Below are 21,660 nucleotides of genomic sequence, written 5' to 3'. Positions count from 1 at the left end.
GGCAGAACATCGTCGTCGGTGACCACTCGATTCGACGTCCACTCACCGTGTCAAAATGGGTTCGTGCGTTTTCTCAACGATCAACCCACCTACGACCTGACCTACAGCGACGTCTTCATGGCCCCCAACAGGTCGTCGGTCGGATCGAGGATGAATGTCGACCTTTCCTCCACCGATGGCCTGGCCACCCCATTGCCGATCGTCGTGGCCAACATGACGGCCATCTCGGGACGCCGTATGGCCGAGACGGTGGCGCGGCGAGGCGGGGTAGCGGTGCTGCCCCAGGACATCCCGGTGCCCTTCGTGTGCCGATCCATCCGCCGGGTCAAGGACGCCGACACCCGGTTCGACACCCCCATCACCGTCGATCCGCAGATGACGGTGGGGCAGGCCATGAACCTGCTGCAGAAGCGTTCCCACGGTGTGGTGCTCGTCGTGGACGACGACCGGCGTCCGCTGGGGCTGGTGAGCCCCGACGAGGCGGACGGGATCGATCGCTTCGCCCAGGTGGGCGAGGTGATGACCAGTGACATGACGATGGTGGGCCCCGACGCCACTGCCGACGACGTCTTCACCTCCTTGGCCGATCACCACCAGAAGGTGGCCGTCTCGGTGGACCCGGATGGACGACTCATCGGCATCATGACCTCCAAGGGGGCGCTGCGCACCGCGATCTACCCGCCAGCCGTCGATCCGTCCGGCCAGCTCATGATCGGCACCGCGGTGGGCATCAACGGTGATGTCGCCGGGCGCGCCACGGCACTTCTGGAGGCCGGATCCGACCTGCTCGTCATGGACACCGCGCACGGTCACCAGGATCGCATGATCGAGGCCTTGGGCATTGCGCGCAAGGTACGTGACGAGTTCGAGGCCCGTACCGGCCGCCGCATCCTCATCGTGGCGGGCAACATCGTCACCCGACGCGGCACCCTGGACCTGCTGGAGGCCGGTGCCGACATCATCAAGGTGGGTGTGGGGCCGGGAGCCATGTGCACCACCCGCATGCAGACCGGGGTGGGACGTCCACAGTTCAGCGCGGTGCTGGAATGCGCCGATGCCGCTGTCGAGGTGGGCGGGTCCATCTGGGCCGACGGCGGGGTGCGTCACCCCCGCGACGTGGCTCTCGCCCTGGCGGCCGGGGCCGGATCGGTGATGATCGGCTCCTGGTTCGCCGGCACCCACGAGTCCACCGGCGAGATGAAGGTCGATCCGCAGGGGCGGCAGTACAAGGAGTCGTTCGGCATGGCCTCGGCCCGTGCAGTACGGCACCGCACCCGGTCACGCTCGGCCTTCGACCGGGCTCGGGCAGCGCTGTTCGAGGAGGGTATCTCGTCGTCCAAGATGTACCTGGATCCGCAGCGTCCGGGGGTGGAGGACCTGCTGGACTTCATCACCTCGGGAGTGCGCTCCGCCTGCACCTACGCCGGCGCACGAAACCTCGTCGAGTTCCACGAGAAGGCCGTGGTGGGCGTCCAGTCGCCGTCGGGCTACGAGGAAGGCCGTCCGGTGGCATCGTCCTGGGCGTGACCCGGACGACCCGGTGCGAGTCTGGGGAGCGTGATTGAAGGCGATTGGTCTGTCTCACAATGCTCTGAGACTGTCCTGACGCGAGTATCGTTGGGGGCTAGGGATCAAGGCTCGCGTCGGCCACGCCCTCGTCGTGACAACTTTGTACGTCATGACAACCCCGTGCATTCCTTGGCCAAGGACATCCCATGACCTCTCTCACGATTCGTACCCTGACCGCCTCGGCATGCGCCTGTCTCGTGGCGCTCACCGCGTGCAGCTCGTCCGAGACACCGCGGCAGACGTCCGCCCAGACGGCGGGCCCCTCCGTCAGTGCTTCCGCCAGCAACATCACACCGCTGACCTCGGTGTCGCAGGTGAAGCTCCCCCTGCAGAGGTATCAGCCCACCCAGACTGAGCTCACGACCATCTCCACGGCGACCGACATCCTGCGCGCCCAGTGTGCCGCCCGATTCAAGGCCAGCTACGTCCCCAATCCCGAGGAGCAGGACGAGAACACCACCACTGCCCTCGACATTGCGGGGCGGTACAAACCGTTCGACGAGAAACTCATCCGGGCCAAGGCAAGCCCCACCCCACAGGCCGCGAATGCCCCACGCCCAACGACCAGTACCCAGTCAACGACCACCGATGGCACACCGGACAACTGGGACCCCTCCCCCCGGGATTACGCCGTGCTCACCGGCCAGAATCTCGACGGCACCGCCCTGGACCACAACTCCATCAAGGACGACAAGGGCAAGCCACTGCCCAAGGGTGGGTGCACCGCGGAGAGTCTGGCCAGACTCTCCGTCACTGGCGGCACAGCACCTCACCAGCAACTCGGCGACCTCGTCGCCAAGGGGATGGACGACTCCCTCGACCGGGTGGAGCACGACTCCCGGCTCGCCCCGCTCAAGCAGAACTGGGCGCAGTGCATGAAGGACGCCGGTCATCCGGTACCGAACTGGAGCGAACCGCCGAAGACCCCCTCCGAACTCACCAAGGACGGCTCCGACCTCAGCGTGGACCATCAACTCGCCGCCATGACGTGCGCCCGCAAGGACAACATCCCCGCCCTTCAGTACTCTCTGGACACCGAGTACCAGAAGTCCTGGATCGGCAGGAACAAGAACGAACTCGAGAGCCTGCACTCGGATTTCCAGCAGGAAATGGCCAAGGCCACGAAAGTGGTGAAGCGATGAGTGTTGAGCCGCGGTGTTTTTCTCCGGATGTGCAGGGATCGTCGGGGCAGCTGGGGGACGGCCAGGATCGCCCCCGGGAATCGTCTTGGGGCGTGGGTCGTGACCCGGCCCAGCCGCGGATCTTTTCCCAGGCGAGGATTCTGGTTCCTATGGGACTCGTGGGTTCAGCGGGATTGACATGGTCATTCCTGCCGCTACTCATCCGCGACGCCGTTCATGGCACTGCTGACGTCTATGAATACATTGTCCTCATCTTGGGTTCCTTGTCGGGTTACTGGTTGTTGGCTCATGGTCTGTGGCGGCGTTTCGGTGTTGATCGGGACAAGGTCTGGACGCGTTTCGGGCATCTGTTCCACCGTGAGATCCACTTCGACCAGGTCAGCCGAATCGGTACCGGCATGGAGCGCTACAAGATCTGGGCGGGCAGGACCAAGATCAACATCGATTACAACCGTTTCGACTACTCCTTGGTCTACCTGCGTCTGCTCGAGGAACTTCACCGCCGCCGTATCCGCCTACCCGAAGCAGACATCACCGACCCCGACTGGGAGCAGGTAGCCCAACTGTGGCGCAACATCCTGGCCGGGGAAGCCTACGGACACCACCAAGACTTCTACGCCACCCACCCCCAACACCTCGCCCGACTCAACACCCTCGTCCAACCACCAGACAGCATGTCCAACGCGTCCTGCCCAGCCGGCGGTGAATGATGGCAGACTTGACCCGTGCCACGTTTCCTCTCCGCCAAGCCAGACTCACGACTGCTCCCCCTGCCGTGGGACACACCGTTGGCGGACTGGCCTGCCGAGTACCTCGTGGCCCTGCCGCGCGGTATCTCCCGTCACGTCGTGCGATTCATCAAGGTCGGCGACTCGGTGTATGCCGCCAAGGAGGTCATCGAGCACCTGGCCATCCATGAATACCGACTGCTGCACGACCTCATGCGTCTGGACACACCGTCGGTGGAGCCCATCGGCGTGGTGACCGGTCGACGTGATGCCGATGGTCACCCGATGGATCAGATCCTCATCACCCGCCACCTGCAGTTCTCGCTACCCTACCGGTCACTCTTCCAGTCCGGGGTGCGACCGGAAACCGTCATGCGACTGCTGGACGCCCTGGTCGTCCTGCTGGTGCGGCTGCACCTGGTGGGGTTCCTGTGGGGTGACATCTCACTGTCCAACGTGTTGTTCCGTCGGGACGCCGAGGCCTTCGCCGCCTACCTCGTCGACGCCGAGACCGGGGAGCTGCACGACCAGCTCACCACCGGCCAACGGGAACACGACCTGCAGATCGCCCGCACGAACCTGTACGGCGAGTTCCTGGATCTGGAAGCCGGCGACCTGCTCGATCCGAACCTGGATCCGCGGCAGCTCGTCGACACCATCGAGACTCGCTACCACGAGCTGTGGGCCGAGCTCACCGAGCCCCAGGAGTTCCCCGGCGGCGACGTCTCGCAGGTGGAGTCGCGGGTGCGCCGTCTCAATGCGTTGGGATTCGACGTCGCCGAGCTCGACATCCAGACCAGTTCGGACGTCATCCGCATCCAACCCAAGGTGGTCGATGCCGGCCACCACCAGCGCCGTCTGCTGCGTCTCACCGGCCTGGACACCGAGGAGAACCAGGCCAGACGCCTGCTCAACGACCTCGACACCTTCGCGGCCCGGCGGGGACTGCAGTCGGTGGACGAGAGCGTCGTCGCACACAAATGGCTCACCGAGGTGTTCTCACCGGTCGTCGCCCAGATTCCCCCCGAGCTGTCCCGCAAACGTGACATGGCCCAGTTCTTCCACGAGGTGCTCGACTACCGCTGGTACAAGTCACAGCGGGAACAGCGTGAAGTGCCACACGTTGAGGCTGCCCAGGGCTACGTCCACGACGTCCTCTCACACCTGCCCGACGAGGCGATGAGCACCGATTCGGTGATGCCGGTCGATGCCGCCGGAAGCCACCAGCTCGTCAATCCCTACGACCCCTCGATGGGCTACGTGGAGGACGTGGATGAGGAGCCACCGTACGATCCGTGGGAGGACGGGGCCGACGAGGTCGATCTGGACTCGGCACAGGTGCTGGACATTGCGGCTCTCCGGGCGAGGCAGGCGAAAGGGTGATTCTCCACGCCCCCGTACGCAACCCCGCACGCAAAGGCATGGGACCGAGTCACGAGTTCGGCACATCGACGCACCCTGACCTTGCCGAACCCGTGCCCATGCCGAGCCCATGCCGGTGCGTCTGACCCCGCGACGAGGCCCACGAGTACAACCCCGGGAGCACGAACCCCAGAACCACGAGCAGTACGTCGCCCCGACATGTGACAGCTCAGCAGGCGTGTGCTGGAGGGCCGCCATCGGATCCGCCGTGAATCCGGCTGCCGGGCGCACCGGAAACGGGGACGTCCGTGGGAGCTTCAGTCCTCACCGGCAGTAGGAGGCTGCGTGGTGAGGAATCCCTGCCAACTCGTCGAGATCGATCCAGCGGATGGGCCGGTCGGACGTGTCGGAATCCGAGCTCCGTCCACGCTCAGCTCGTCGGTCTCGTGGTCGGGTCCGTCCGCGCCTTGAGACGACCGGGAGGTCATCGCGGCCTCCACCGCCTGACTGATTGCGTTGCTCGACGTCCTGTGCTTCCTGATCTCGGCCATGCACCCATGGTACGAAAGTGCCAAGGGGGGTGCGGCGAAGCACCACTGGGCACCTCGTCGGCAACCATCGGCGATGCCCCGACCCCTTTGATCCCGACGTGCGGGGGATCACCATCCGTCCACAGCAGACGGAACGTCGTACTGCCGGTAGGCTTGAGGCGTGACATTCCAGTTGTACAACACAGCGACCCACCGCATCGAACCCTTCGTGCCCCTCATCGAGGGCAAGGTGTCGATCTACCACTGTGGTATGACGGTGCAGTCTGCGCCACACTTGGGTCACATCCGCAAGGAGGTCGTCTTCGACGTCCTGCGCCGCTGGCTGGAGCACAGTGGTTACGAGGTGACGATCGTCGCCAACGTCACCGATATCGACGACAAGATCCTCGCCAAGTCCGCCGAACGCGGTGTGCCGTGGTGGGCCCATGCCTACGAGTTCGAGAACGAGCTGCACCGGGCCTACTCGCTGCTGGGATGCCGCCCACCCAGCTACGAGCCGCGCGCCACCGGCCACATCCCCGAGATGATCGACCTCATCGGTGAGCTGCTGGACGCCGGGCACGCCTACGTCGCCCCCGACGGCTCCGGTGACGTCTACTTCGACGTGCGATCCTGGCCACGCTACGGAGAGCTGTCGGGAATGAAGGTCGACGAGATGGCTCCTGCCGCCGACTCCGACCCCCGCGGCAAGCGTGACCCCCGCGACTTCGCCCTGTGGAAGGGGCACAAGCCCTCCGAACCCGAGACTGCCTCGTGGAACGCCCCGTGGGGTGCTGGACGCCCCGGCTGGCACCTGGAGTGCTCGGCCATGTCCGGCAAGTATCTGGGCGAGGCCTTCGACATCCACGGTGGCGGCATAGACCTGCGCTTCCCGCACCACGAGAACGAGCTGGCCCAGTCGGCTGCGGCTGGCCGCGCATTCGCCCACTACTGGATGCACAACGCGTGGGTGACGATGTCGGGTGAGAAGATGAGCAAGTCCTTGGGGAACACCGCTCGGGTGTCCGAGGTGACGGCGAACCACGATCCGCGCGCCGTGCGCTACTTCCTGCTGGCGCCGCACTACCGCTCCACCATCGAGTTCTCCCCCTCCGACGAGCACACCCAGGGATCCCTGGACGAGGCCGACAAGGCCATCGCCCGTATCGACGGCTTCCTGGAGCGTGCCGGGCAGGTCTGCGACCGAGCTGGGATCGACCCCACGAATCTGCCCACGGATGCGCAGGTGCCCGAACTCGATGAGCGATTCACCCGTGCCATGGACGACGACCTCGGCACCCCTGCCGCCGTCGCCACGCTCTTCACGACGATCAACGAGGGCAACAAGGCGATCGACGCCTCCGACGCCCCGGCAGTCGCAGCCCATCTGGGCCAGCTGCGCGTCATGCTCGGCGTCCTCGGCCTCGACCCGGACGATCCGGTGTGGGCGTCGAGCAGGTCCACGCAGTCCGACAAGCTCGAGCCGGTCGTCGATGGACTCGTCCAGGCCATGCTCACCCAACGCTCCGAGGCCCGGGCCCGCAAGGACTGGGCCACCGCCGACTCCATCCGCGACGTGCTCACCCACCTCGGTCTGGTGATCGAGGACACCCCTGACGGCGCCCGGTGGTCGCTGGACTGAGGTGGCCCCGGGCCGACGTCTCCTGAAGCGGCCGGGCACCGAACTGATCCGCCCCCGAGCCGAGTCACCACTTGGTGATTTCGGCTCGAGGCAAGGCAGTCATGGGACTGATGGCGTCTCAGCTGATCGAAAGGACAACCATGGCAGGCAACTCCCAACGCCGAGGAGCCACCCGCAAGGCAAGGAACAAGGCTGCCGGTTCCGGCGGACGGATCCGCAAGGGTCTGGCCGGACGCGGCCCTACCCCCAAGGCGGAGGATCGCGTCTACCACAAGGCGTACAAGGCCAAGCAGACCGCCAGACCCAGGCAGCAGGCTAGCCGATCTTCCGAGAAGGGAGCCGGACCGGACTGGGTCATCGGACGCAACTCGGTGCTGGAGGCCCTCAATGCCGGATTGCCGGTGCGGGCCGCCTACGTCGTCGACGGGGCCGAGCACGACTCCCGGCTCCGTGAGATCCTCACCTTCGCCGCCGACCACGGCATCCCACTCATGCAGGCCACCCGCAGCGAACTGGACCGCCAGACCGGCGGCTCCAACCATCAGGGCGTGGCGCTGCGCCTGCAGGACTACGAGTATGCCGGCGCCGACGATCTCATCGCAGCCGGTGCCGAGGCCACGCACGGCGGGCTCGTCGTCGCCCTGGACAAGGTGACCGATCCACGGAACCTGGGGGCGATCGTGCGCTCCGCGGCGGCCTTCGGGGCGCAGGGGGTGCTCATTCCCTCGCGTCGATCCGCGTCCATGACGGCAGCTGCCTGGAAGACCTCGGCAGGGGCCGCGGCGCGCATCCCGGTGGCGATGGCCACCAACCTCAACCAGGCCCTGGCGAAATTCGCCCGAGCGGGCTGGATGGTCGTCGGATTGGCCGGCGAGGGGGACGTCGACATCGCGGACGTGCCCGGTCTGGACGGGCCGACGGTGCTCGTCGTGGGATCGGAGGGCCATGGTCTGGCTCGTCTCACCCGTGAATCGTGCGACGTACTGGCCAGCATTCCCATCACGAGCGAGGTCGAGTCGCTCAACGCGTCGGTGGCGGTTTCCGTTGCTCTCTATGCGGCTGCCCGGGTCCGCACCGCCTGAAGAAGTGCCGGCCGGGTTCCCTGCAACCTGCCATGACGGGGGCAGACTCCCCCACACCCCCGCTGCACGTCTGGTCTGCCAGTCGTGCGAGAGTGCCCTCCGTGACCGGGCTGATCTCACGGGTCACAGGGCAGGGGGCCGCCGAAGATGGTCCGACCGTTCCACCAGAGGTCAAAGCGGTGCTCAAAGTGCGCCCACTCCCCTTTCGGGCCTGCCAAAGACGGATAGATTTGTCATCACCACCGTCTGAAGGGAGACAACGTGTCAGAGTCAACCGCCGCGCACATCGACCCGGAAACCGCGCAGAAGGTCTCGTCGGCCTATCGCAGCATGCTCGACATCATCGGTGAGGTGGAGCCGCGCGTCGCCCAGGCCACCCGCCAGGAGCTGGACGACCAACGTCATTCACTCAAACTCATCGCCTCGGAGAACTATGCCTCCCTGCCCGTGCTGGCGACGATGGGCACCTGGTTCTCCGACAAGTACGCCGAGGGAACCATCGGGCACCGTTTCTACGCCGGCTGCCAGAACGTCGACACCGTTGAATCGGTGGCCGCCGAACATGCCCGGGAGCTCTTCGGCGCCGACCACGCCTACGTCCAGCCGCACTCCGGTATCGACGCCAACCTCACCGCCTACTGGACGATCCTGTCCCACCACGTGGAGACCCCCGGGCTCGAGGAGTTCGGTGCCCGTACCGTCAACGACCTCACCCAGGACGACTGGGACACCCTGCGTCACAGGTTCAACGACCAGCGCGCCATCGGCATGAGCCTGGACGCCGGCGGCCACCTCACCCACGGGTTCCGCCCCAACATCTCCGGCAAGATGTTCGACCAGCGCTCCTACGGCACCGACCCCGAGACCGGGTATCTGGACTACGGCAAGGTTGCCGAGCTGGCCCGCGAGTTCAAGCCGTTGGTCATCGTCGCCGGTTACTCGGCCTACCCGCGTCGGGTGAACTTCGCGAAGATGCGTGAGATCGCCGACGAGGTCGGAGCCGTCCTCATGGTCGACATGGCCCACTTCGCCGGGTTGGTGGCCGGCAAGGTGTTCACCGGCGACGAGGATCCGGTGGCACACGCCGACATCGTCACGACGACGACCCACAAGTCACTGCGCGGGCCGCGTGGCGGCATGGTGCTCACCACCAACGAGTACGCCGGAGACGTCGACCGCGGCTGCCCCATGGTGCTCGGCGGACCATTGGGGCACATCATGGCGGCCAAGGCCGTTGCCCTGGCCGAGGCCCGCACCCAGGCATTCCGCGACTACGCCCAGCGCATCGCCGACAACTCCAAGGCACTGGCCGAAGGTCTCATGAAGCGTGGCGTCAAGCTCGTCACCGACGGCACCGACAACCACATCAACCTGCTTGACGTCTTCTCCAGCTTCGGGCTCACCGGACGCCAGGCCGAGTCGGCGCTGCTGGACTCCGGGGTCGTCACCAACCGCAACTCGATCCCGGCCGATCCCAACGGTGCGTGGTACACCTCCGGCGTGCGCATCGGCACCCCGGCACTCACCTCACGTGGCTTCGGACCCGACGAGTTCGACCGGGTGGCTGAGCTCATCGTCACTGCATTGTCGGCCACCACACCGGCAACGACGGCCTCGGGCAAACGTGGCAAGGCCAAGTACACCATCGCCGACGGAGTCGCCCAACAGGTGCACGACGCCGCCGACGAGCTGCTCGGCAACTTCCCGCTCTACCCCGGTCTGGAGCTGTGAGGCACCCATCCCGGAAAGCTGGCTCCGCACCGCCCGCGGAGCCAGCGTCAACTCCCGCTCACCAGTCGCCGCCCTCCACAGACGGTACGTGACACGGACGGCGCCCCGAGCTGGGCAGACCCGCGGCTGCCGCCCTCTGCGGGTGACACGTGGGCTGCACGTGCCGCCCAGGCTGGGGAGAGCACGGGCCCGGTGTCGCAGGACGCACGGCCCGGGCACGGCTGGCAGGCCACGCCCCCCATGACTTCAGCGCGGACGAAGCCACACTGTGGTGGCCTCGGGAAGCTTGCCACTCACCAGATCCGCAGAGGTGAGGAGCACCTCCCCCGACGGCAGGTCAATGGGTGTTGAGGTGAGGTTGGCCACGCAGACCCAGCCGTCATGCCGTCGCAGCGCCACAGTGCCCTGCGGGCTGTCCAGCCACTCCATGTCCTCACCGTCCTGCAGCTGTGCGCGCAGGCGCAGGGCTCGTCGGTAGACGTTGAGCGGAGAACGCGAATCGGCGTCCTGCCTGCTCACGGCAAGGTCGCGGAACCGGGTGGGCTGCGGGAGGTGTGGCTCACCCGACCCGAACCCCAGCGATGGGCCATCCGGTGTCCACGGCAACGGTACCCGGCAGCCGTCCCGCCCCTTGTCCACACCCGGTGAGCGGAAGAACGTCGGATCCTGACGGTACTCGTCGGCGATGTCGACCACCTGGGGCAGCCCGAGTTCCTCCCCCTGGTACAGATAGGTTGAGCCGGGCAGGGCGAGAATGAGCAGGGTCGCAGCCAGGGCGCGTCGCAGGCCGAGATCGGCATCGCAGGCAATGGTGTGCCCGTCGCCCAGCACGTACTGCCGACCGTCCCGCAGTTCCTCGGGCAGTCCGTAGCGAGTGGCGTGGCGCACGACGTCGTGATTGGAGAGCACCCACGTCGTCGACGATCCGGACCTGGCCGCCAGGGCGAGGTTGTCGTCAATGATGCGCCGCAGCTCCTCGGCCCGGAACGGGGCCTGGAGCAGGTCGAAGTTGAAGGCCTGCCCCAATTCCTCACGAGTTGCGTAGGACGGACGGCGATTGGCCGGCACCCACGCCTCGGCCACGGCCACCCGGGGCGGGTCGTACTCGTTGAAGATCTGCCGCCAGTGACGGTAGATGTCGTGCACCTCGTCGCGGTCCTCCAGGCGACCATTGCCCACGGTCTTGTCGGCGGCGTCAAGCTCCGCCTGGCTGGGCAGCGGTTCGCTGAGATCCTTCTTGAGCAGGTGGGCGACGTCCACCCGGAACCCGTCCACCCCGCGGTCGGCCCAGAACCGCAACGTCTGGTCGAACTCGGCGACGACCTCGGGATGGTCCCAGTTGAGGTCGGGTTGGGTGACGTCGAACATGTGCAGGTACCACTGGCCGTCGTCAACCTGTTGCCATGCAGAGCCGCCAAAGGCGCTTGTCCAGTCGGTGGGTGGCTCGTCCCCGTCGCGGAAGTGGTAGAGCTCACGGGCGGGCGATCCGGGACCATCGGCCAGGGCCTTGCGGAACAGCTCGTGGCCCGATCCGGTGTGGTTGGGGACGATGTCGACGATGAGTCGGATTCCGTGGGAGTGCAGGGCGTCGACGAGCCGGTCGAAGTCCGCCAGGGTCCCCAGTCGCGGGTCGACATTGCGATAGTCGTCGACGTCGTAGCCGCCGTCGGCCAGGGCCGAGGGGTAGAAGGGGCTCAGCCAGACGGCATCCACGCCCAACCTCACCAGGTGATCGACGTGATCGACGATTCCGGCCAGGTCACCGATCCCGTCACCATTGGCGTCGGCGAACGACCGCGGATAGATCTGGTAGACGACAGCCTGTCGGTACCAGTCCGAAGTATTGGTTTCGTTGGTCATGGCACGTCCTTCTGCTGCAGAACTCATCAGCCCTCCATCATCACGTCCGAGGAAGATCCGCACCCTGGATCAGGGCGGTGGCCACCGCAGCGACCCCCTGGCCTGCTCCGGTGAATCCCAGGTGATCGGTGGTGGTGGCGGACACCGACACCGGCGCACCGACGGCAGCTCCAAGCACCTCCTGGGCCTGCGCGCGGCGTTGCGCGATGTGGGGACGCTGCCCGATCACCTGGACGGCAACGTTCACCGGCCGCCAGCCGTGCTCCGTGAGCAACGCCACGGTGGCCCGCAGGAAGTCCACCCCAGCACGTCCGGCCCATTGCGGATCCGACGTGCCGAAGACCGTGCCCAGATCAGCCAGCCCAGCCGCCGAGAGCAGAGCGTCACACATGGCGTGGGCAGCGACGTCACCGTCGGAGTGCCCGGCCAACCCCGCCGGTTCGTCGGGGAACTCCAGACCCGCGACGTGCATCGGTACCCCCGGTGTGAGCTGGTGGACGTCAGTACCGATCCCGGTGCGTAGCTGCACGGCAGCGCAGGATTCGGGGTGATGCTCCTCATGCGGTTCCGGAGCAGTCATCGCATCGGCCATGTCCGTCTGTCCTCCTCGTTGCGTTGCCATGTTGCGCAGGTGGTCTCATTGCCTGCGCTCGGCTGGTGGATACCCGGCGGCCTCACCTGGCTGCTCGGCATGACCACTTCCCGGGAATGGCTCGTCGGACGTGTCGGATGAACATGCCACCCTTCTCACGCACCTTGGTTGCCATGAGCCGGACCCGTTTGCCGCTGTGATTTCCTGCTCCGGCAGCAGCTCGACTGAACACCTCGGCAATGTCGATGTCGATGGGTTCGGTGATCTTCATCGCAGCCCGTGATCCCTCCACCAAGGTGATCTGATGGTCATAGAGTTCACAACAGCTGAGATCGTCGGTGACCTTGACGCCGTCGTCGGCCATACGTCGGTGGCACTGCGTGATGGTGGTCCGGTCGAATCCCTGCGGAGTCTGGATGGCACGCAGGGTGTCACGGTCGACAACCGTGCTGGTGTCCCCGTCGACCTGCCGGATGGTGTCCACCACGGGCATGGCGGGAGCAACTGCAGTGGCTCCGTCGTCCAAGGCCTTGATGACGTCTGCAACGACATAGGCAGGCACCAGCGGACGCACCGCGTCATGGATGAGCACCTTGGAGGCCTTGGACAGCACCGGGTGGGAGTCGACGAACTCCAGGCCCCGCCGTACCGACTCCTGCCGGGAGTTGCCCCCGGTGACGAAGTGCACCGGGATGGGTGCCGCCGCCAGGGCGAATCTCACGTGATTCTCCATGCCCTCCTTGACGACGACGACGGCGCGGGAGCAACCGCCGGCCGCCAGGGACTCCACGGCGACGGCGACGACGGCCTTACCGGCAAGCTCGGTGACCTGTTTGGGGATGGGCCCACCAAATCTGCTACCGATTCCGGCAGCCATGACGATGGCGACAATGGGTTCGTCCATGGGCCATGAGCTTAGCGAGTTCCCACGGTCGGCGCGGGAACCGGCGTCGACAACCGTGGGGCGAGTGTGATCCGGCCGGCACCATGCCACCGTCAGGGCAGGGGGCCACCGTCCGGGCAGGGGCGTACCACGCCAGCATGCACCTTCGGGCAGAACAATCCCCCACCTGACGCACGGTTTCACCATGGCCCATAATTCGATGTCAGCACCGTGTTGGCAGTAGTACCGCTGTCGCGCGGAGGTCACAGCTACCATGGTGTCCACCACGACATGGATATCTCATCCAGCAAACCGCCGAGGAGGCATTGATGCTCAAGAAGAAGATTCTCGTGTGCTGTGGTACCGGGATCGCCACATCCGTCCAGGTCGCCAACAAGTTGCAGCGCATGCTCAAGGAGCGCGACATCGAGGCAATGATGAAGGAGTGCAAGACGGGCGAGCTGTCTGAGCACGCCGAGTCCTTCGAGCCGGACGCCATCGTCTCGACGACGGTCGTCAAGGCTCCTTCAGAGAGCGTCAAGGTGTATCGCGGAGTTGCCTTTCTCACCGGCGTCGGTGATGACGACCTGGCCGACGAGATCGCTGCCGACCTCAAGGCCTGACCTTTCTGCATGACACCCCGACTCATCGTCCTTGACGTCGACACCGACTCATCGGAGGAGTTGTTCCGTCTCGTCAACCACCGCCTCACCCGGGACGCCCTGATTGGCGAGACATTCCTCACCGCCGTGTCCCGGCGCGAGGAGACATATCCCACGGGGTTGGACTTCGGCCACGCGTGCGTCGCCATCCCACACATTGATCCCGACCATGTCAGGTGTCCCGGGATCCTGCTGTGCCGCAATGCCTCCCAGACCATCTTCCACGCCATGGACGATCCGGAGCGCGAGTTGCAGGTCGCACTGTCCATCTGGCCGCTGGTGACCGACCCGAACAACCAGATCGGAATGCTCACGGCCGTGATCGAGCTCATGCAGAGCCACGACGGCTACCATGCTCTGCTGCATGGCAGTGGTGCGGAACTGCGGGATCGGCTCGGACCGGTCCTGGCAGCGATCGATCAGTAGGGCGAGGCAGGCGCCCCTGCCAGCGATCACCCGCAGGGACGGTGGGCAGGTGAGCGATCCACTGGGTTGGACGATCCCTGGGCCTCGGCGTCAATCCGCAGACATGGAAAAGGGGCCTCAGCGGGTTGTCCGCCGGGCCCCTCGTGCCTTCACCACTCAGATGTTCAGGATGCCAGCACCTCTTCGAGCATCTGCTCGGCGCGCTCCTCGTCGACCTTCTCAGCCAGGGCGAGCTCGGAGACGAGGATCTGGCGTGCCTTGGCCAGCATCCGCTTCTCACCGGCAGACAGACCGCGATCACGCTCGCGGCGCCACAGGTCACGGACCACCTCGGCAACCTTGAGCACATTGCCGCTGTGCAGCTTCTCCAGGTTGGCCTTGTACCGACGGGACCAGTTGGCTGGCTCCTCGGTGTGGGGCTGACGCAGAACCTCGAAAACCTTCTTCAACCCCTTCTCGTCAACGACGTCGCGCACGCCCACGAGATCGAGGTTCGCGGCTGGCACCCGCACGACGAGATCGTTCTGACCGATGATCCGAAGAACGAGGTAGAGCTTCTCCTCACCCTTGATGGTGCGCGTCTCGAGATCCTCGATCACCGCAGCCCCGTGATTGGGATAGACAACCGTTTCACCGACATTGAAAGTCATGTATGCAACCCCTTCCACAGGTGATTCTACCACTGAACACACGAAGGGGCATTCTCATGATCACACTCACTGTCACCCTATACCTGGGCCAGGGCAGTGCGTCAAGGGCAGCGCCGCCACCCATCACTCCAGCGGTTCGGGCCACCACAGACCGCCGGAGACCCCGTCCACGCTGGCCCCGACGCCGACGGTCGACGCTCCATCGGGGGGGAGGGCAGCACCACACGTCAGGTACTCTCCCAGACGTTGGTCAAAACCATACCTGGCACATACGATCCGATGTGGTCAGCGACAGCTGCCACCAGAGCACGAATCCGAGAGGCTGGCAGAAATGGAGTCCTCATCCTCCCTGCGGACGACAGCGATCTCAGCAGGCGCGGTGATCATCGTCCTGTTCTGCGTCTTTGCCCTGGGCTCCCCCGTTGAACCGGTGGATTCCAACGTCTACCACGAGGGAGCACAGGCCGTCATCAACGGCACCCCGTTGTACCACTCCGCCCCTGGCCACCTCCTGTTCACCTATCCGCCATTTGCTGCCCTGATCCTCTCGTGGATGGCACCCATGACCGAGCACGGAGCATGGCTCGTCATGACGGCACTGTCCTGTGCAACCGTCACCCTGAGTTGTCAACGCGCATTGCGCCTTGGCCTCCTGCCCACGGCACCGATCGGGAAGGCACGTCGAGTCGCGTTCCACCTGCCGTGCTGGGCCATCGCCCTGGTGATCCTCAATCCGTTCTGGGAGACGATCGCCAAGGGCCAGATCAACATCATCCTCATGGCCGTCTGCCTGTTGGGGCTGACCACTGACCGCCGATTCTGGGGAGGGTTCGCCATTGGTCTGTGCGGCGGGTGCAAGCTCACCCCGTTGGCACTCGGGCTACCTGCCCTGCGTCGCCACAACTGGGCGCACCTGACAGGCATGGCAACCGGATTCCTTGCATCGATCGCCATCGGGTGGCTGCTGCTGCCGGGTACCTCGCAGGAATACTGGACCGATCTCATGTGGGACGCCGGGCGCGTCGGCGGACTCGACTACCCGGCCAACGCTTCCGTGAACGGGGTGCTCTGGCGTCACTGCCCCACGACCGTGCGCAGTGCCCTGTGGGTACTGCTGGGCCTCGCCGTCATCGTCGCCGGCTGGCTGCTGCTGCCCAGGCACCTCGACGAGGCCCGCCGCTCCGACGACCTGGTGACCACGGTTGCCGTGTCGGCGAGCGTGATGCTGCTCATCTCCCCGGTCTCGTGGAACCACCACTGGGTGTGGCTGCCGTTCATCGCGGTGTGGGCAGCTCGGGTGCTACCGCGACGTCCGAGCATCGTCGTGACGTGCCTGGCAGCCCCCGTGGCGCTGGCCGGACCGTTGTACCTGGCTCGCATCATCGCACTCCCACTCGGGTACGATCCACTGTCCCCCGCTGTGGCGTGGACCGGTGACATCCTGCCCGTCCTGGCTCTCGTCGTGCTCGTCGGGGCACTGGTGACCAGGCGCTCGTCGACTCAGTCGTCGTACTTGTAGCCCAGACCGCGCACCGTGATGATGTGCCGGGGGTGGGAGGGGTTGTCCTCGATCTTGGCGCGCAGTCGCTTGACGTGGACGTCAAGGGTCTTGGTGTCGCCCACGTAGTCGACGCCCCAGATGCGATCGATGAGCTGGGCGCGGGTCATGACTCGTCCCACATTGCGCAGCAGCACTTCGAGCAGCTCGAACTCCTTGAGGGCCAACTTCACCGGTTTGCCCGAGACGCTCACCTCGTGACGCTCGACGTCCATGCGCACCCCGGACCCCTGGAGGATGTCGGGGGACTCCTCGGACTCCGACCCGCGACGCAGCACGGCGCGGATGCGGGCCACGAGTTCACGATGGCTGAACGGCTTGGTGACGTAGTCGTCAGCACCGAGCTCCAGCCCGACGACCTTGTCGATCTCGGAGTCACGCGCGGTGACCATGATGATGCCCACCGAACTGCGCTGCCGCAGCTGACGGCACACCTCGGTGCCCGGGATGCCGGGCATCATGAGGTCCAGCAGCACGATGTCGGCACCGTTGTGGTCGAACTCGGACAGGCCGGCTCGTCCGTCCTCGGCCTCGGCAACCTCGAACCCCTCCTGACGGAGCATGAAGGCGGTGGCCTCACGGTAGGACTCCTCGTCCTCGATGATGAGTACTCGGGTCATGACTGATCCTTCTTGCTGGTGATTGATGAGTCGTGAGCGTCGGCGAGGCCATCAGGGTCCTCGTCGTCGAACTCGAGGCTGGGCAGCGGGATGGAGAGGGTGAAGGTGGATCCCTGGCCGACCTTGCTCCACACGTCCACCGAACCGCCGTGCGCCTGGGCAATGTGTTTGACCAACGACAACCCCAGGCCGGTGCCGCCGTTGTCCCTGCTACGGGCGTAGTCGACGCGGTAGAACCGCTCGAAGATGCGTCTCTGGTCCTCGTCGGTGATGCCGATGCCGTTGTCGGCAACCGCGATGTCGGCACGATCGCCGTCCACGTCGTGCACCAGTCGCGAACTCACCGCCACCCTCGCCCGAGGGTTGGAGTAGACGATGGCATTGTGGATGAGGTTGGAGACAGCGTCGGTGAGCTGGGCAGGATCGCCCTGGATCTCCAGATCGGGCTCGGCCTTGACGACGAGGTTGACCTCGCGGCTGTCCGCCAGTTCCCGATTGCGTTCCACGGCATCGGCAAGGACGTGGCAGACGTCAACCTGCTGTGGAGTCATCATCGGCTGATCGGACTGCAGCCGGGAGAGGTTGATGATCTGCGAGACCATCTCGGAGACTCGGGCAGTCTCCTTGTTGAGCCGCCCGGCGAAGTGTCGCACCGCCTCAGGATCATCGGCGGCACCCTCCACGGCCTCCGAGAGGATTGCGATGGCGCCAATGGGGGTCTTGAGTTCGTGACTGATGTTGGCGACGAAGTCCCGTCGGGTCTGTTCCACGCGCAACAACGGGGCACGATCGTCGACGACGAGGACGATGTTGCCGTGTGCGTCCAGCGGGCCGACGCGCACCGTGAGGTGTTGGGCAGTGCGTCCGGTGGCCGTGCTGGGGACGTCGATGTCACGGCACAGCTCCGTTGAGCGCTGCCTGCTCTCCCGCACGATCCCCAGGGCGGTCTCCTCGATGATGCGCGAACCTCGGACGATGTTCATCGACCGGGCCGAGACGGTGGAGTGCAGCACCTCGTCATGTGGGCCGATGACGGCTGCCGCCCCGCCCACCTGGGCCAGGGCTCGTTTGAGTTCTGGGGTGACGACCATGACCTCGATGTCTGTCGCCAAGGTGTCGATCGGGTGACGTGATCGTTCCACCGCATGCAGGATGAGCCATGTGAGGAGCCCGCCCAGCACGAGCCCGACAACCCCTGACAACGCAACGTCCACGGTCCGATCATATGGGAGTCCCCCATCACCACACGACTCCACCGTGCGTGAGGCCGGGCAACGCGGGCAACGTCTCCTCTCGTTAACTGAACATTCATTCATTCCTCAACTGCAGTATGCGAAATGGTTCTCGGACGAACTACGCTTTACGAGGATGGATGTCTCAGAAAGGGAAGGGCCTTCACCATGCGCGACAGTTACCGCGACGAACTCAATGCGACGACTGAGCTGATCGTGACCGTTGCCGGTCTGGTCCGCACTGCCGTCCAGGACGCCACCACTGCCCTCGTCACCGCCGACCTCACCATCGCCGAGCGCGTCATCAGCGGCGACGCCCGCATCGACGAGCTCACCAAGGAGATCGAGCAGCGCTCCTTCCAGCTCCTGGCTCGTCAGGCCCCCGTGGCTGGTGAACTGCGTACCGTCGTCGCCGTGCTGCGCATGAGCTACTCCTTGGACCGCATGGGCGATCTCGCCGCACACATCGCCAAGATCGCCCGGCTGCGTTACCCCGAGGTGGCTGCCCCCGAGCCGGTTGCCGACCAGATCAAGCAGATGGCTGAGACCGCCGACTCCATGATCGCCACGGCCATCACCACCCTGGAGAACCGCGACGCCGAGGCTGCCGCCGGTCTGGCCACCGCCGACTCCAAGATGGACGAACTGCGCAGCGACCAGTTCCACCTGCTGCTGAGCGACGACTGGGAGTACGGCGTGGAGAAGGCCGTGGACACCGCCCTGCTCGGCCGGTACTACGAGCGCATTGCCGATCACGCTGTCGCCATGGGGGCCCGCACCATCTACATCGTCACTGGCGAGGCCCCGGAAGGTGAGAACTGGCCATCCTCCTTCTGAGGTCGTGGCCCCTGCCTTCCGATGGCCCTCTGCTCTCCGATGACGCCGTCCCGGCAGTTCATGGGTCGTGATACCCCGTTCCCGGCAGTTCATGGGTCGTGATACCCCGTTCCCGGCTGATTCATGGCTACGCCCCGCGCGATTCCGCCTGACCAGTGACGGCGAGCCCCAGGGGCTCCGCCGCCTTTCCTGAGTACTGTGACCCCTGACTGTCGATCATCTGGGAAAGGTGCACACATGCCCATCATCAGCAGCGACGGTGACGTCCACACCGCCCACGGCTCGTCCTGCGGACCGGCCAGCGACGCCCCCCGCTCACAGCGGCAGGTCAAGTCGCGGCACGGTTCTCGAGCAACGATCGGCCTGACGATCCTGGCTGGTCTGGCCACCTTCCTGGCGGCATGCGCCTCACCCAACGCTGCTGACGTCACCCATTCTGGGAACAAGCACACCGCGAGTACCTCATCGACAACCCCCGGGGGGACGACCTCGTCAGCCACCACCTCGACGACCCCCACCGCAACTCCCACACCTTCTGCAACCTCCACTCCGGCAACGAAGTACGCCGGGTACCCCGGAGCCGGGAAGGCCGTGACGAAACCCACGTGTGCCGCACCACCCGCCGCCGGCACACCGCTCAAGGCATCCGGTGCCGTGGTCCCCAACCTTCCAGCACTCATCCCGGGGACCAATCACGGCAAGACGGCCGAGGGGCACGTCTATGCGGCGAAGACCGTGCACGACTGGATGCTCAAGCCCCAGACCCAACCCAAGAACAAGAAGATCGCCTTCCTCACCTTTGACGATGGCCCCAGCCAGCGCACCCCGCAGGTGCTCAAGGGCCTCAAGAGCTCCGGAGGCAGGGCAACGTTCTTCACGATCTCCTCCCACATGGGTGAGGTGGACAAGAGCCTGCTCAACCAGATGTTGGAGCAGGGCAATGCCTTGGCGATCCACTCCTACAGCCACGACTACGACTACCTGTACCCGGGCCGGGAAGCCTCGAAGAGCCACATCGGCTGCGACATCGACTACGCGATGGCCCAGATGCGATCGTTCGTGGGTTCCGGGTTCACGACCGGTGCGGTGCGCAACCCCGGTGGCCACATGTCCTGGCGAGGCTGGTCGACGGCAGACCCGGCGATGTCCGAGCGCCACATGTCATGGATCGACTGGAACGCACTGTCCAAGGATGCCGAGGGCAAACCGCTGACCAGTACGGACGAGGCAGTGCAGAACCTCAAGGAGACCGCCGCCGAGTACGGCACCCCCAACGTGCTTCTCATCCTCAATCACGATGCCGAGGACAAGAAGGTCACTGCAAGGTCCGTTCCCGCAATGGTGAAATACCTCAAGAGCAGGGGATACGAGCTGGGCGTCATTGCCTGATCAAACAAGTACACATGAGGGGCCGTGCTGATCAGCACGGCCCCTCTGCCTGTCACGGGCCCTCGAGGGGCCTGTCGTCAGGAACGACTCACTTATTGCCCTGGTTCGCCACGGCCTTGGCGCCGGCAGCAGCGGCCTCCGGGTCCAGGTAACGCCCGCCCTTGGTGACCGGCTTGAAGTCGTCGTCGAGCTCATAGAGCAGCGGAATGCCGGTGGGGATGTTGACGCCGGCGATGTCGTCGTCGCTGATACCGTCAAGGTGCTTGACGAGGGCACGCAGCGAGTTGCCGTGAGCAGCGACGAGGACGGTCCTGCCGGCCTTGAGGTCGTCGGTGATGGCGGACTCGAAGTACGGGATCATGCGAGCGACGACGTCCTTGAGGCACTCGGTCAGCGGACGCTGGGAGGAAGGGATGTCGGCGTAGCGCGGGTCGTTGAACTGGCTCCACTCACCATCCTTCTCGATGACGGGCGGCGGCTGGTCGAAGGAACGACGCCAAGCCATGAACTGGTCGTTGCCGTACTTCTCCTTGGTCTCGGCCTTGTTGAGGCCCTGCAGGGCACCGTAGTGGCGCTCGTTGAGACGCCAGGAACGACGCACCGGGATCCAGTGGCGATCGCAGCCGTCCAGAGCGAGGTAGGCAGTGTGGATGGCGCGACGCAGCAGCGAGGTGTGGACGACGTCGGGCAGCAGGTTCTCCTGCTTGAGCAGCTCGGCTGCGTGACGTGCTTCGCCCGCACCCTTCTCGTTGAGGTCGACGTCCACCCAGCCGGTGAAGAGGTTCTTTGAGTTCCATTCGCTCTCGCCGTGGCGGAGCAGGATGAGCTTGGATGTCATGGTTCCAGCCTACCGCCGCGCACACGTGTTCCCAGCTTGGTCAGGTCGATCGGCTTTTCACCGATCATGCCTACCGCCGCGCACACGTGTTCCCAGCACACCCCTGCACCTTCTGCGGCACTCATCTCCCATGCCCGATGTCTCCACCGCTTGAGCCCTCCCCGGCCACGTCGTCAAGCTCCCTTCCTCCACCAGCTCCACGATTCTGGCCAGAGGCCCTGGGCTGGTCTGTTGCGAGAGCCGGCCTGTTACGTATGTGCAATTTCTTCGGGGGTGGATGCACCTTTTCCAGTGGCTGAGATATCGTCGAGTGTTGAAAAAGTTGTC

General features: G+C 65.4%; 20 protein-coding genes. 12 read left to right on the top strand and 8 right to left on the bottom strand.

Features of this window, described 5'->3' with window-relative positions; translation table 11 throughout:
• Positions 1-63 precede the first annotated feature (63 nt).
• The 4 genes from ACP8JZ_RS01540 to ACP8JZ_RS01525 all read left to right on the top strand — a co-directional run bounded on the left by ACP8JZ_RS01540 (position 64) and on the right by ACP8JZ_RS01525 (position 4,822).
• On the top strand, positions 64-1,527 hold the full coding sequence (locus tag ACP8JZ_RS01540; protein ID WP_484482580.1) for a GuaB1 family IMP dehydrogenase-related protein: 1,464 nt from the start codon (positions 64-66) through the stop codon (positions 1,525-1,527).
• Positions 1,528-1,715: 188 nt separating this feature from the next.
• On the top strand, positions 1,716-2,711 hold the full coding sequence (locus tag ACP8JZ_RS01535; RefSeq protein ID WP_484482579.1) for a hypothetical protein: 996 nt from the start codon (positions 1,716-1,718) through the stop codon (positions 2,709-2,711).
• A gap of 149 nt (positions 2,712-2,860) precedes the next feature.
• A complete protein-coding gene (locus ACP8JZ_RS01530) occupies positions 2,861-3,421 on the top strand; it encodes a hypothetical protein (protein WP_484482578.1) in 561 nt (186 codons plus the stop codon).
• A 15-nt stretch (positions 3,422-3,436) separates the two neighbouring features.
• Positions 3,437-4,822, top strand: a complete 1,386-nt coding sequence (locus ACP8JZ_RS01525) for a DUF4032 domain-containing protein (protein WP_484482577.1) — start codon at positions 3,437-3,439, stop codon at positions 4,820-4,822.
• A gap of 296 nt (positions 4,823-5,118) precedes the next feature.
• Here ACP8JZ_RS01525 and ACP8JZ_RS01520 read toward each other — a convergent pair whose 3' ends face one another.
• Positions 5,119-5,352, bottom strand: coding sequence for a hypothetical protein (locus ACP8JZ_RS01520; protein ID WP_306516850.1), 234 nt, complete (start codon positions 5,350-5,352; stop codon positions 5,119-5,121).
• Between the two features lie 160 nt (positions 5,353-5,512).
• Between ACP8JZ_RS01520 and cysS the strand changes: the two genes are divergently transcribed.
• The 3 genes from cysS (at position 5,513) to ACP8JZ_RS01505 (ending at position 9,786) form a co-directional block, all read left to right on the top strand.
• A complete protein-coding gene (gene cysS, locus ACP8JZ_RS01515; RefSeq protein WP_323462944.1) occupies positions 5,513-6,973 on the top strand; it encodes a cysteine--tRNA ligase in 1,461 nt (486 codons plus the stop codon).
• Between the two features lie 140 nt (positions 6,974-7,113).
• Complete coding sequence (rlmB, locus tag ACP8JZ_RS01510; RefSeq protein ID WP_484482576.1) at positions 7,114-8,055, top strand: 23S rRNA (guanosine(2251)-2'-O)-methyltransferase RlmB; 942 nt, start codon at positions 7,114-7,116, stop codon at positions 8,053-8,055.
• A gap of 261 nt (positions 8,056-8,316) precedes the next feature.
• Positions 8,317-9,786 (top strand): glycine hydroxymethyltransferase, encoded by a 1,470-nt coding sequence (locus tag ACP8JZ_RS01505; RefSeq protein WP_323465451.1) that lies wholly within the window; start codon positions 8,317-8,319, stop codon positions 9,784-9,786.
• A gap of 246 nt (positions 9,787-10,032) precedes the next feature.
• Here the strand turns inward: ACP8JZ_RS01505 and ACP8JZ_RS01500 are convergent, their stop codons facing one another.
• The 3 genes from ACP8JZ_RS01500 to ispD all read right to left on the bottom strand — a co-directional run bounded on the left by ACP8JZ_RS01500 (position 10,033) and on the right by ispD (position 13,142).
• Entirely contained in the window at positions 10,033-11,646 is a 1,614-nt protein-coding gene (locus tag ACP8JZ_RS01500) for a glycoside hydrolase family 13 protein (RefSeq protein ID WP_484484260.1), read from the bottom strand.
• A 40-nt stretch (positions 11,647-11,686) separates the two neighbouring features.
• The gene (gene ispF / locus ACP8JZ_RS01495; RefSeq protein WP_036957759.1) at positions 11,687-12,175 is read right to left on the bottom strand and encodes a 2-C-methyl-D-erythritol 2,4-cyclodiphosphate synthase; all 489 of its coding nucleotides are present in this window, start codon (positions 12,173-12,175) and stop codon (positions 11,687-11,689) included.
• A 145-nt stretch (positions 12,176-12,320) separates the two neighbouring features.
• Positions 12,321-13,142 carry a 2-C-methyl-D-erythritol 4-phosphate cytidylyltransferase gene (ispD, locus tag ACP8JZ_RS01490; protein WP_484482574.1) on the bottom strand — a complete coding sequence of 274 codons (822 nt, stop codon included), beginning with the start codon at positions 13,140-13,142 and terminating at the stop codon, positions 12,321-12,323.
• A gap of 308 nt (positions 13,143-13,450) precedes the next feature.
• Here ispD and ACP8JZ_RS01485 point away from each other — a divergent pair, with 308 nt between their 5' ends.
• Complete coding sequence (locus ACP8JZ_RS01485) at positions 13,451-13,744, top strand: PTS sugar transporter subunit IIB (protein WP_323462940.1); 294 nt, start codon at positions 13,451-13,453, stop codon at positions 13,742-13,744.
• A 9-nt stretch (positions 13,745-13,753) separates the two neighbouring features.
• Positions 13,754-14,209: a PTS sugar transporter subunit IIA gene (locus tag ACP8JZ_RS01480; RefSeq protein WP_484482573.1), complete on the top strand. Its 456-nt coding sequence runs from the start codon at positions 13,754-13,756 to the stop codon at positions 14,207-14,209.
• A 164-nt stretch (positions 14,210-14,373) separates the two neighbouring features.
• On the opposite strand, the gene ACP8JZ_RS01475 is transcribed toward ACP8JZ_RS01480, so the two are convergent.
• Positions 14,374-14,859 (bottom strand): CarD family transcriptional regulator, encoded by a 486-nt coding sequence (locus tag ACP8JZ_RS01475; RefSeq protein ID WP_021103944.1) that lies wholly within the window; start codon positions 14,857-14,859, stop codon positions 14,374-14,376.
• Between the two features lie 331 nt (positions 14,860-15,190).
• On the opposite strand from ACP8JZ_RS01475, the gene ACP8JZ_RS01470 reads away from it, so the two are divergent.
• Complete coding sequence (locus ACP8JZ_RS01470) at positions 15,191-16,378, top strand: glycosyltransferase 87 family protein (protein ID WP_484482572.1); 1,188 nt, start codon at positions 15,191-15,193, stop codon at positions 16,376-16,378.
• Here ACP8JZ_RS01470 and ACP8JZ_RS01465 read toward each other — a convergent pair.
• Positions 16,360-17,037, bottom strand: coding sequence for a response regulator transcription factor (locus tag ACP8JZ_RS01465; RefSeq protein WP_323457423.1), 678 nt, complete (start codon positions 17,035-17,037; stop codon positions 16,360-16,362). The two genes, ACP8JZ_RS01470 and ACP8JZ_RS01465, sit on opposite strands and share 19 nt — an antisense overlap.
• A complete protein-coding gene (locus ACP8JZ_RS01460; protein WP_484482571.1) occupies positions 17,034-18,251 on the bottom strand; it encodes a sensor histidine kinase in 1,218 nt (405 codons plus the stop codon). Before ACP8JZ_RS01460 ends, ACP8JZ_RS01465 begins: the two co-directional genes overlap by 4 nt.
• 186 nt (positions 18,252-18,437) lie before the next feature.
• Between ACP8JZ_RS01460 and phoU the strand changes: the two genes are divergently transcribed.
• Entirely contained in the window at positions 18,438-19,106 is a 669-nt protein-coding gene (gene phoU, locus ACP8JZ_RS01455) for a phosphate signaling complex protein PhoU (RefSeq protein ID WP_023034939.1), read from the top strand.
• Between the two features lie 237 nt (positions 19,107-19,343).
• Entirely contained in the window at positions 19,344-20,495 is a 1,152-nt protein-coding gene (locus ACP8JZ_RS01450; RefSeq protein WP_484482570.1) for a polysaccharide deacetylase family protein, read from the top strand.
• An 88-nt stretch (positions 20,496-20,583) separates the two neighbouring features.
• Here the strand turns inward: ACP8JZ_RS01450 and ACP8JZ_RS01445 are convergent, their stop codons facing one another.
• Entirely contained in the window at positions 20,584-21,333 is a 750-nt protein-coding gene (locus ACP8JZ_RS01445) for a phosphoglyceromutase (RefSeq protein WP_023034937.1), read from the bottom strand.
• Between the last annotated feature and the right edge of the window lie 327 nt (positions 21,334-21,660).

This window comes from Cutibacterium sp. LaCa_286 (genome assembly GCF_057198075.1).
This window is presented reverse-complemented; position numbering and strand designations above follow the sequence as displayed.